We start from the raw sequence: 10,756 nt of genomic DNA on the forward strand, positions 1-10,756 counted from the left end.
CGAGTCAGAAACCAGCCACGAGCGTGATCAATTGCTTGAGACCTTGGTTGAAGGTCAAGAAGTTAAAGGTATCGTTAAGAACCTGACCGACTACGGTGCATTCGTAGACTTAGGCGGCATCGACGGCTTGTTGCACATCACCGATATGGCTTGGAAGCGTATTAAGCACCCAAGCGAGATCGTGAATGTTGGCGACGAAATTGACGTTCGTATTCTTAAGTTCGACCGTGAGCGCAACCGCGTATCACTAGGCCTGAAACAGCTTGGCGAAGATCCATGGGTGGCTATCAAAGGCCGTTACCCAGAGAATTCACGGGTTAAAGCCAAGGTTACTAATCTGACTGACTACGGCTGCTTCGCTGAAATCGAAGAAGGCGTTGAAGGTTTGGTTCACGTTTCAGAAATGGATTGGACCAACAAAAACATTCACCCCTCTAAAGTGGTTAATGTTGGCGACGAAGTAGAAGTGATGATCCTGGATATCGACGAAGAGCGTCGTCGTATTTCTCTGGGTATCAAACAGTGCCAGCAGAACCCATGGGATGCTTTCGGTGGCCAGTTCACTAAAGGCGACAAGATCAAAGGCGCTATCAAGTCGATCACTGACTTCGGTATCTTCATCGGTCTAGACGGTAACATCGACGGTCTGGTTCACTTGTCAGACATTTCTTGGAACGAAACTGGCGAAGAAGCCGTGCGTAAGTTCAAGAAAGGCGACGAGATCGAGACGGTAATTCTGTCTATCGATCCTGAGCGCGAGCGTATTTCTTTGGGCATTAAGCAGCTTGAAGACGACCCGTTCTCTAACTACGTTGCTGAAAACGACAAAGGCGCCATTGTAAATGGTGTTGTTAAAGAAGTAGACGCTAAAGCCGCTATCATCGTGTTGAGCGAAGAAGTGGAAGGTGTACTGAAAGCTTCTGAAATCAGCCGTGATAAAGTTGAAGATGCGCGTAACGTCCTGAAAGTGGGCGAGACCGTTGAAGTTAAGATTATCAGTGTTGACCGTAAGAATCGTGCAATGACCTTGTCTATTAAAGCCAAGGATGTTGACGACGAGAAAGAAGCAGTTAAGTCACTGCGTGAGAAAGAACCCGAAACGGCTGCTGCACCTGCAACCATCGGTGACTTGATCAAAGCTCAGATGGAAAACAAAGACTAAGGTCTGCGTGACGCGCACTTATTGCGATAAGTGCGCGTAACTATCTGGCTTATATGCAAAAAAATGCTAAGCTAGGCTTGAGTGTTGGCAACAACGGGAACAAGCAATGACCAAATCCGAGTTAATAGAGCTGATTGCAGAGCACCAGCCCCAGCTGTCTCACAAGGACATTGAGTTGGCGGTAAAGACCATGATTGAGCATATGTCTCAGGTTCTGGCATCTGGCGATCGTATTGAAATACGCGGCTTTGGCAGTTTTTCGCTGCATTATCGCGAACCCCGTATGGGGCGCAATCCTAAAACCGGTGATACAGTTGAGTTGCCTGGTAAATATGTTCCTCATTTCAAGCCTGGCAAAGAGTTGCGTGAGCGGGTTAACCTGAGTATTCAATCAGGCGCTTAGTTGCGGTATCTGCTGGCGTTATTTTTTAAGAAACGGTATGGTCTTTGACTATATCGTTTTTTTTTGTGTGGATGAAACTAGATGCGCCTCATAGGTTCGATATTAGTATTGTTGTTGTTGATCGTGGTCTTGGGTTTGGGCTTGCTTTTTACCCTAGAAAACGACGTGCTTGTGCCGCTCAATGTTCTCGTTGCAGAACTCCCTGCGCAGCGCTTGTCGACGTGGATTATTCTTGCCTTTTTTCTTGGTGGTATCAGCGGCTTGTTGGCGTCTTCTATTGCCATCTTGCGCTTGCAGGCCTCGCGGTTAAGCTTGCGGCGCCAATTGGCGGCCAAGCCCAGTAAGTCGGTAGTGGAGAGTAGCGGTACGGGTGTTTGAGCCTAAATGAACCGTGAAATTCTGCAATTTTTACTTTTTTTGTTTGCGGTGTCTGCGGGTTGGTTAGCCGGTTACTGGTTCCGCCCCCGTGTTGAAAGTAAAAATGCTGATGCCAGCAGTTCTTATTATAAAGGTCTTAATTACCTCCTCAGTGAGCAGCCAGATGCTGCGGTTATGACCGTAATTAATGATTTGCCTGTTAATTTAGAAACCCTTCCCACGCACTTGGCGCTGGGCAATTTAATGCGCAGCAAGGGCGAGGTCGATGGTGCTATCCGTGTCCATCAGAATTTATTGTCGCGCCCCAGTCTGCCCAGAGACAAGCTTCACCAGGTACACCTAGAATTGGCGCGGGATTATATTTCTGCGGGGGTCTTAGATCGCGCCGAGCGCTTATTGAAGGATGTTGTTGAGGAGTCGGAGGTGTTCCGCTCCGAAGCTTTGGAGCATTTGCAGCATATCTATCAGACCGAGCGGGAATGGGATCAGGCCATTGCAGTCGCGCTGCGTAGATTACCGCCGCGCAGCTGGCTTAAAAAGGCGCCGGTTGCCGGCCCAGAAGATCGCCGGGTTGAGTGCGCATTAAGTCATTTTTACTGCGAAAGAGCTCAGCAATTCCTTACAGAGCATAATTTTAAGGATGCCGTAGCGGCATTGCAAAGTGCCCGTCAGTTTGATCGTGACAATGTTCGAGCTTATTTATTGTCCGCGACGATCGCACTTAAACAGCATAAGCCGCAGCTAGCCTTGGACCTGCTGCATACGGTCGTTGATCGTCAAGCGGTGTTTGGTTCGGAGATTCTGCCGTTATTTCGCCAAGCCTTCGACGCCTTTGCTAGCCGCGAGGCTTATCTCGATGCTGTGCTTCATATCGCGAAGAGTACCGAAAGCTCAGCGTTTATCATCGAGGCCGCAACCTTGATCGAGGCAAAGGGTGATACCGATTCTACCCACAAATATTTATTGGATAGCACCCGTCAACGTCCTACCCTCAGTCTGCTTGCCAAGCTACTTGAGCAGCCGGGTGGGGGAGGCGGCGATGCTCTCGAGCTAGTTCAGGAGGTCTTGCAGAAGTTGCGAGCCGAACGTCCAGCCTACCGCTGTCGACAGTGCGGTTTTTCTGGGCGAAAGTTGCACTGGTTGTGTCCCAGCTGTGAACAGTGGGGTACCATAACGCCCATTCGAGGCATCCAGGGTGATTAAACCAATACTATGAGTCCAAAAACACCACTTTCTCCAGTCATTGTGGCTTTAGATTTTGCCGTGCGCGCTGAGCTAGATACCTTGGTTGATCAATTAGATCCCAGTCTGTGCCGCCTTAAAGTCGGTAAAGAGCTATTTACTTTGTTTGGTCCCGAGATTGTAAGAAGTTTGCAGCAGCGCGGTTTCGACGTTTTTCTCGACTTAAAATTTCACGACATCCCAAATACGACGGCCGCTGCTGTCGCCGCCGCTGCTGAACTGGGCGTGTGGATGGTGAATGTCCACGCCAGCGGTGGGGCAAGAATGATGTCTGCCGCGAAGAGTGCCTTGCTGCCCTATGGTAAAGATGCGCCCTTGCTGATTGCGGTGACGGTTTTAACATCGATGCACAGTGATGAGTTAGCGGCAATCGGTGTCGCTGGTGATGCGCCAGGGCAAGTCTCTCGGCTGGCTGCATTAACGGCGGATTGCGGTTTAGACGGCGTAGTGTGCTCTGCGCAGGAAACGCCAATACTGCGGAAGGCGAGTGCCGATGACTTCTTGCTGGTTACACCGGGAATACGTCCGGCGGGCAGTGCCCTCGGTGATCAGCAGCGGGTGGCGACCCCAGCCGCAGCCATGACTATGGGTAGTAGTTATTTAGTCATTGGCCGCCCGATTACCCGCAGTGCTGATCCTCTCGCGGCGCTAAAAGAAATCAATCACTCTTTGGGCTATTGAAAACGCAGACGTTTTGTACAGTAGCCGATTCAAAAATAAGGAAATAATTGTGGCTTATATTGATGTGTTTAACGGTGATGCCGATGGTTTGTGTTCACTGGTTCAGTTGCGTAATGCCAATCCAGTTGCGAGTCGCCTGGTCACCGGCGTAAAGCGCGATATTGATTTATTGGCTAGGGTAACAGCTGGGGAAGGTGATCAGCTCACGGTGCTGGACGTGTCGCTAGATAAGAACCGCGCTGGATTAGAAGCCGCGTTGGCGGCGGGCGCCGAAGTCACCTATGTCGACCATCATTTTGCGGGGGATATTCCCCAGCACTCTAAACTAACTGCACATATCAATACCGCACCGGACGTGTGCACCAGTTTGCTGGTGAATGGCATCTTAAAAGGCCAGTTTGCGGAGTGGGCGGTGGTTGGTGCCTTTGGTGATAATTTGCGTAACAGTGCGCTTGCTGTGGCCAAGCCTCTAGGTCTCACTGCTGGGGAGTTAGTGCAGCTAGAGAATCTCGGTATTTACTTAAATTACAACGGCTACGGCGCGAGTATCGAGGATTTACACTTTGACCCTGAGGCGCTTTACCGAAGTATCGCACCATTCGCCAGTCCTCGGGCTTTTATGGTCGATGCCAAAGACACTTTTTCGCAATTAGAAGAAGGGTATAAAAACGATATGCGTGCTGCCAGTGAATTGCCTGCGGCGCACAGCGATGAGGTTACAGCGGTATTTATACTACCGGACGAGCGCTGGGCGCGTCGTGTGAGTGGCGTGTATAGCAATGATTTGGCGAATGATTCACCCGATCGTGCTCACGCAGTACTCACTGAAAAGCAAGATGGTAATTATCTCGTCAGTATCCGGGCACCGTTAAATAATAAGCGCGGTGCTGATGAATTTTGCCGTCAGTTCCCCACCGGCGGTGGACGAGCGGCGGCGGCGGGAATAAACGATTTACCTGCGACCAGCCTCGATAATTTTATCGAGGGTTTCCAGCAGTTTTACGGAAATATGTAATTAATGATGTTCACCGTTGATGCATGGATCGCTCTGATTGTTATTGTCGGGTGCTTATTGGCTTTGATCTTTAGCCGTCGGCCACCCGATATGATTTTATGCGGCGGTGTCGTGATTTTGTTGCTGTTAGGTGTCCTGTCGCCAAAAGAAGCCTTGGCTGGCATGTCTAACGAGGGGATGGTTACGGTCGGCGTGCTGTTTATAGTCGCCCAGGCGCTCTCTGAAACCGGGGTGGTTAGCTGGATTTCCCACAGTATGTTGGGGCGGCCGAAGTCCGCGCGAGTTGCCCAGTTACGTTTAATGGCGCCTGTGGCAGCTTTTAGCACTATTCTCAATAATACCCCCGTTGTGGCGATGATGATTCCTGCGGTGCGGGATTGGGCGAAGCGTAATAATTTACCTGTTTCCCAGCTAATGATTCCCCTGAGTTACGCTGCGATTGTTGGTGGTACTTGCACTTTGATTGGTACCAGTACCAATCTAGTAGTGAACGGTATGTTGCTGCACTCGTTGCCAGATCAAGCGCTAGGCATGTTTGATCTTGCTTGGGTCGGCGTGCCCTGTGTTCTCTTGGTGATTGGCTTTACGATTTTAACAAGTCGGCGCTTGCTTCCCTTTAAAGTTGGCAAGGCTGAGCGCTTTGGTGACACCCGTCAATATATTGTTGAGATGATGGTGGACGACAGCAGCCCGATGGTCGGACAGTCGATTGAAGAAGCTGGATTGCGGCAATTACCGGCGATGTTCCTTATTGAGATTGTGCGCGACGAACGTTTGATGACCGTGGTGTCACCCAAAGAAATTCTCATGGCGGGTGACCGCTTGATCTTTGCCGGTGATGTCCGCTCAGTGGTGGACCTAAAAAACTTTCATGGCCTGCGTTTAGCTGAGGATCAAGCGTTTAAACTGGGTGAAAATAATTTGTCGCGCTGCCTGGCCGAGGTAGTGATATCGCCAAATTTCCCCCATCTAGGTCGCATGGTTCGAGATATGAAGTTTCGGAACAATTACGGCGCGGCGATTATCGCCATTTCCCGCAATGGTGAGCAGCTAAAGGGCCGTATCGGTGACGTAGAGCTTGAACCAGGTGATACTCTCTTGCTCGAGGCTTATGAGGACTTTGTCCCTAATCAGCGCTATTCGCGGGATTTTTTGCTGGTCAGTGAAATAGAAAACTCTCGCCCAGTTCGTCATGAGCATCGATTTCGCGCGGGCTTTATTATGGTTGCGATGGTGATTGTGGTTGCCGCTGGCTGGTTGTCGATGTTGAAGGCGGCATTTCTCGCTGCAGGATTATTGGTAGCCACCCGTTGTATTCGGGCGGCAGATGCGCAGCGAAGTGTGGATTGGCAGATATTGTTGGTCATAGCGGCCTCAATCGCGCTAGGTGGCTCGCTCGAGTCGACTGGCGCAGCTGCAGTGATTGCTGGTCAAATCGTTGGCTTGGCTGCGGGCTCGCCGATGGCTACATTAGTCGCCATTTTTGTTGTGACGACATTGTTTTCTGCGGTAATTTCAAACTTAGCTGCAGCAGTGATTGTTTTCCCTATTGCATTAGCGGCGAGTCAGCAACTTGATGTTAGTATGCTGCCTTTTGCGGTCACGCTAATGATGGCCGCCTCGGCAAGTTTTGCGACACCCATTGGCTACCAGACCAATCTCATGGTCTACGGCCCAGGGGATTACCGCTTTAGCGACTTTTTTAAGCTTGGTGTTCCGCTTACGGTATTGGTTGGGGTGACGACCATTCTGATCGTACCCTTGGTGTGGCCGTTTTAAAGTCGCTGAGCTTGCCTTAGTCGCAGCGTAGCTCTGCCAGTTGCATCACTTGATTGCGCTTGCGGAGTAGGGCTTGGTCAGCAATAACGACAGTTGTACGCTGAGCAGCGAAACCGTTCTCCGCTAAAAACTGGCAAACGCCCTTGGCATAGCTTTTCGCGTTCGTTTTTTCTTGGTTAACCGCAATGAGTAAGGCGTCGTGCCGAATCCACATCGCGTCAACTGGCGATTTGTTCGCCGCGCTTTCAATGGCCCGTTCAATTTTTTTGTGGGCGTTGCTGAAATCGGAGCTGGCCTGAGCGGGCAGGGCTGCTGCGACATAGCTTAACAGCGCTATCACCATAGTTGCGCTGAGAAGGGTATTTGTAGATTTCCGCGGGTATATAATTCGCATTAATTCACAACGATAACAATAGTGGGTTGCTGTGAGTATAGCCCAGTCACCAAGGAAGTGGGTAAGCCGAAAGCTAAAATGGCCTAATGTTACGCGGTCTAATATGGGCTAATGGTCACCGCCAGTCACATAGCCGTTCGTGTAGGAAGATCCGCGCCGAATAATCTCTAATACATTGATTTGAAAAATTGTGTCGTTATACTGATGCTGCTTAACTGACAATAAAAATAAATGATCGCTCGGAGTTCTTATGGTTAACCGCTGTACTTCCGTATTCATTAATGGCGCCTGTTTCAGTGTTTTGCTGACATTGTCACCGATGCTGCACAGCGCTGTATTAGAAGAAGTTATTGTTACGGCGCAGTTGCGTGAGCAAAGCCTTCAGGATGTGCCTGTTTCGGTTAGCGCAATATCTGGCGAGAAGATGATGGAGGCAGGGCTCAATAAGATTCAGGATCTCCAGGCTTATGTGCCAAACCTCACTATGTCGGAGAACGGCATTGGTACGGCTATTTATATTCGTGGCATAGGCTCTGGTATCAATCAGGGTTTTGAGCAGTCAGTTGGCATGTATGTCGATGGTGTTTACTACGGTCGAGCTCAGCTTGCTCGTGCACCTTTTCTTGACCTTGCGCGCGTCGAGGTATTGCGCGGGCCGCAGAATATACTTTATGGCAAGAACAGTATCGCCGGTGCAATTAGTATTATCACCGCTCGCCCCAGTGATGAGTTTGAGGGCATGGTGTCGGGAGTGTATGAGCCGAAGCATGATGAGCAGGTTTTTGATCTAACTTTGTCAGGGCCGGTTTCCGATACCGTCGGTTTACGCTTTTCCGCGCGAAAACGGGAATTTGGTGGCTTTGTAGAAAACCTGACTTTAGGCCGCGATGAGCCCCGTAGCGAAGAAGAAACATTGCGCCTGAAGTTAGTGTGGGACGCCGCCGACGACCTAAGCGTTACTTTGAAGGGGGAGCTTGGTTCTTTCGACGTCCTCGGTCGGCAAGTAGAAATAATTGATGACGGTGCGTCGAGCAGCTCTAACCCGCTATTTACTGGGCGGACTTACGCCGAGATCACTGACGATACCCAAGTACCGGGCGTATTGAATATCGATAGCCACGACTCGGTGCGTAATAACTATCAAGATTTCAAGCGCTCCTCCAATGGGGATTACAGCTTCAATGACACTCTGAACCTTACCTTGAGCGCCGATTGGCTGCGTGACGAACATATGTTTACCGCCACTACCGCCTATGTTGCCTACGAGTATGATGATCTTTGTGATTGTGATTTCACCGCAGCGGAAGGTTTTAAATTGGTGTTGAAGGAAGAGTACAAGCAGATTAGTCAGGAGTTTCGCTGGATGTCGCCAGTGGGCCGAGACTGGGAATTTATTGCTGGCTTATATTTTCAGAAAAATGAGCTGTATTTCTTCGACAGTATTATTGTCGACTCCGACCTAATCGTGCAGTTACTAAATGCTGCTGACGGGACAGAGGGTGGTGCGCGGGGCGATCGCGACCCCAATCCTTTGGCAACGTCACCGGAGGAGATTGCAGGTATTGGTGATGCAGGTAATGCGATTGCCAATTTGACCTCGCCGCGTGATTTTAATAGTGATTCACTGCTGGGCTCGGGCTTTATGCAGGCTACATGGAATATGCGTGAGGATCTGCGCTTAACATTTGGCGGCCGCTATTCCTACGAGAAGAAATCCGGCAGCCGCAAGTTTCGCTTTGGTTACCTAGACTACAGCGAGCGTCCCTTTGGTGAGACTGATACTGTTGCCGCAATTAGCTTTGCGGCCGAACGCCATGATTTGCAGGGCAAGCGTCAGGAGTCTCAATTATCGCCGTTGGTTAATCTGCAGTTCGATTTTACTCCGGAAATAATGAGCTATTTTACATGGAGCAGAGGTTTTAAATCCGGCGGATTTGACGCGCGTTCCAATGCCTCACCGAGCGCTGATCCGGTGCCCCAAAACCCTAACGCGCCTGCCGATGTTAGCCCGCGGCCAGTGTTGATTGGTACCTTCGAATACGAGGAGGAGGAGGCCGAAAGTATTGAGGTGGGTGCGAAAATGTCGCTGTTTGACGGCGCGGCCGAGCTTAATATTGCCCTGTTTAATACGCGGTACGACAATCTTCAAGTCAGCGTTTTCGACGGGACCTTGGGGTTTAATGTGGGGAACGCGGCTAGTGCGATCACTCAGGGAGCGGAGTTGGATGGCCGCTGGCAAATTACCGAATCACTCATGTTGGCCGGAGCCTTGGCATTTTTAGACTTTGAGTTTAAAGATTATCAAAATGGCCAGTGCCTCGCTGGTCAGACGCCGACAGCGGCAGATGGTGTTAATTGTGATTACACCGGAAAGACGAATCAATATGTCGCCGATTGGGCTGGGAACGTCCTCCTAGCGTGGCAAGCACCGCTGACCGGCACGCTGGGCATTGGTGTGAGTTTAGATGCTATTTTTACCGATGATTACAATCCCTCGCAGAATCTTGATCCCATGGTTGATCAAGACGGGTATGTGAAGTGGAATGGCCGTGTTGGCATTGGTGCATTGGACAAAACCTGGGATGTTGCCTTGGTAGGCAAAAACCTGACGAACGAGACCATCATCACATACGCGAATGACACGCCTACGTCATACACGATCTTCGGGTCAAAAGGGCATTACGCCTTTTTGGAGGCGCCGCGGAGTATTGCTTTGCAGGCGAATTATCATTGGTAAGAAAGTGCTCTGGGCTTGGTCTAATGGTTGCTCTCAGCCAGTAAATATACCGCTAGCACTAACGACCGCTAGCCCTAGTAATAGGGTCCAGATACCAACGGCAAGTAAATCGAAAGTAATATATTTCAAAAAATTGTATCCACTTATGCCGGTTACGAGCGGAACGATGCTTCGTATGGCGGGGATTATTCGGCCGATTAAAATTGCTCCCCAGCCGTAGCGGCGCAGCAAGGCTTCGGTTCGCTCAATGTGACGTCGATATCGCGCGGCAAATTTGCTTGTGTGAAATGCCGGGCCGATCCAGCGACCAAGCCAATAGCCGCTTTGGTCACCTATGAGGGCGCCAGTAAACGCGAGAACGAGTATTGCTTCGATGGAAATCAGTTGTTGCGTATACAAAAAAATAGCGACTGATAGCAGTAGCGCACCTGAAATAAATAGGCCTACCCCAACTAAAGCCTCAAAGCAGGCGAGGCCAATCACCAAGTAGTGAGCATAACTCGGGTTGTCGGCTATCCATTTGAGAAACGCGTCCAAGGTACTCCCCTGTATCGATAGTCATTCAGTGTGCACTGTGTGGGTTTTACTCACAAGCAGCCGCGCTAGAGGGTGATGTAATGTTCTTGAATTGGATACGACGCCGTCGTGAATTTGGATGATCTCAATTCTGGCTGCTACTTAAGCAGTAATGATCAGATCTGATGCGACTGATTAATTTGCAGCGGATTTCATTGAGTATTAAATGTTCATTGTGTGCAGGCAGTATTGAATGGTTGTTGAGTGCTTATTGTTAGAGTCTGAGAAGTTCAGCTGCCCTGAAAGCAAAAAAGGGCCTACCTTTCGGTAAGCCCTTTATTTGTTTGGCTCCGCCTGCTGGGCTCGAACCAGCGACCCAATGATTAACAGTCATTTGCTCTACCAACTGAGCTAAGGCGGATCAGCTTCAACAGCTGAGGACGCGCATA

At 50.1% G+C, this 10,756-nt stretch carries 10 protein-coding genes and 1 tRNA gene; 8 read left to right on the top strand and 3 right to left on the bottom strand.

The window, feature by feature from the left end:
• The 7 genes from ABYT30_RS10150 to ABYT30_RS10180 form a co-directional block, all read left to right on the top strand.
• Positions 1–1,162, top strand: a 1,162-nt coding sequence (locus ABYT30_RS10150; RefSeq protein WP_373096308.1) for a 30S ribosomal protein S1, incomplete at its 5' end; no start/stop codon positions are given.
• Positions 1,163–1,268: 106 nt separating this feature from the next.
• Positions 1,269–1,565 (top strand): integration host factor subunit beta, encoded by a 297-nt coding sequence (gene ihfB, locus ABYT30_RS10155; protein ID WP_373082894.1) that lies wholly within the window; start codon positions 1,269–1,271, stop codon positions 1,563–1,565.
• Positions 1,566–1,646: 81 nt separating this feature from the next.
• On the top strand, positions 1,647–1,943 hold the full coding sequence (locus ABYT30_RS10160) for a LapA family protein (protein WP_373082892.1): 297 nt from the start codon (positions 1,647–1,649) through the stop codon (positions 1,941–1,943).
• 6 nt (positions 1,944–1,949) lie between these two features.
• Positions 1,950–3,146 (top strand): lipopolysaccharide assembly protein LapB, encoded by a 1,197-nt coding sequence (locus ABYT30_RS10165; protein ID WP_373082890.1) that lies wholly within the window; start codon positions 1,950–1,952, stop codon positions 3,144–3,146.
• 9 nt (positions 3,147–3,155) lie between these two features.
• Positions 3,156–3,866: an orotidine-5'-phosphate decarboxylase gene (pyrF, locus tag ABYT30_RS10170; protein ID WP_373082888.1), complete on the top strand. Its 711-nt coding sequence runs from the start codon at positions 3,156–3,158 to the stop codon at positions 3,864–3,866.
• A gap of 49 nt (positions 3,867–3,915) precedes the next feature.
• Positions 3,916–4,881 (top strand): DHH family phosphoesterase, encoded by a 966-nt coding sequence (locus ABYT30_RS10175; RefSeq protein WP_373082885.1) that lies wholly within the window; start codon positions 3,916–3,918, stop codon positions 4,879–4,881.
• A gap of 3 nt (positions 4,882–4,884) precedes the next feature.
• Positions 4,885–6,660: an SLC13 family permease gene (locus ABYT30_RS10180; protein WP_373096309.1), complete on the top strand. Its 1,776-nt coding sequence runs from the start codon at positions 4,885–4,887 to the stop codon at positions 6,658–6,660.
• A 16-nt stretch (positions 6,661–6,676) separates the two neighbouring features.
• Here ABYT30_RS10180 and ABYT30_RS10185 read toward each other — a convergent pair whose 3' ends face one another.
• Positions 6,677–7,003, bottom strand: a complete 327-nt coding sequence (locus ABYT30_RS10185) for a hypothetical protein (protein WP_373082881.1) — start codon at positions 7,001–7,003, stop codon at positions 6,677–6,679.
• 301 nt (positions 7,004–7,304) lie between these two features.
• Here ABYT30_RS10185 and ABYT30_RS10190 point away from each other — a divergent pair, with 301 nt between their 5' ends.
• Complete coding sequence (locus ABYT30_RS10190) at positions 7,305–9,791, top strand: TonB-dependent receptor (protein ID WP_373096311.1); 2,487 nt, start codon at positions 7,305–7,307, stop codon at positions 9,789–9,791.
• A gap of 33 nt (positions 9,792–9,824) precedes the next feature.
• Here ABYT30_RS10190 and ABYT30_RS10195 read toward each other — a convergent pair whose 3' ends face one another.
• Both ABYT30_RS10195 and ABYT30_RS10200 read right to left on the bottom strand, forming a co-directional pair.
• Positions 9,825–10,328 (bottom strand): DedA family protein, encoded by a 504-nt coding sequence (locus ABYT30_RS10195; protein ID WP_373082877.1) that lies wholly within the window; start codon positions 10,326–10,328, stop codon positions 9,825–9,827.
• Positions 10,329–10,652: 324 nt separating this feature from the next.
• A tRNA-Asn gene (locus ABYT30_RS10200) sits at positions 10,653–10,728 on the bottom strand.
• Positions 10,729–10,756: the final 28 nt, after the last annotated feature.

The sequence above is a fragment of the Zhongshania sp. genome (assembly GCF_041623545.1).
In the GTDB taxonomy this organism is placed as follows: domain Bacteria; phylum Pseudomonadota; class Gammaproteobacteria; order Pseudomonadales; family Spongiibacteraceae; genus Spongiibacter.

Coding starts and splice junctions, on each gene's coding strand:
- ihfB (WP_373082894.1), top strand. CDS start 1,269: ATGACCAAATCCGAGTTAATAGAGCTGATTGCAGAGCACCAGCCCCAG.
- ABYT30_RS10160 (WP_373082892.1), top strand. CDS start 1,647: ATGCGCCTCATAGGTTCGATATTAGTATTGTTGTTGTTGATCGTGGTC.
- ABYT30_RS10165 (WP_373082890.1), top strand. CDS start 1,950: ATGAACCGTGAAATTCTGCAATTTTTACTTTTTTTGTTTGCGGTGTCT.
- pyrF (WP_373082888.1), top strand. CDS start 3,156: ATGAGTCCAAAAACACCACTTTCTCCAGTCATTGTGGCTTTAGATTTT.
- ABYT30_RS10180 (WP_373096309.1), top strand. CDS start 4,885: ATGATGTTCACCGTTGATGCATGGATCGCTCTGATTGTTATTGTCGGG.
- ABYT30_RS10185 (WP_373082881.1), bottom strand. CDS start 7,003: ATGGTGATAGCGCTGTTAAGCTATGTCGCAGCAGCCCTGCCCGCTCAG.
- ABYT30_RS10190 (WP_373096311.1), top strand. CDS start 7,305: ATGGTTAACCGCTGTACTTCCGTATTCATTAATGGCGCCTGTTTCAGT.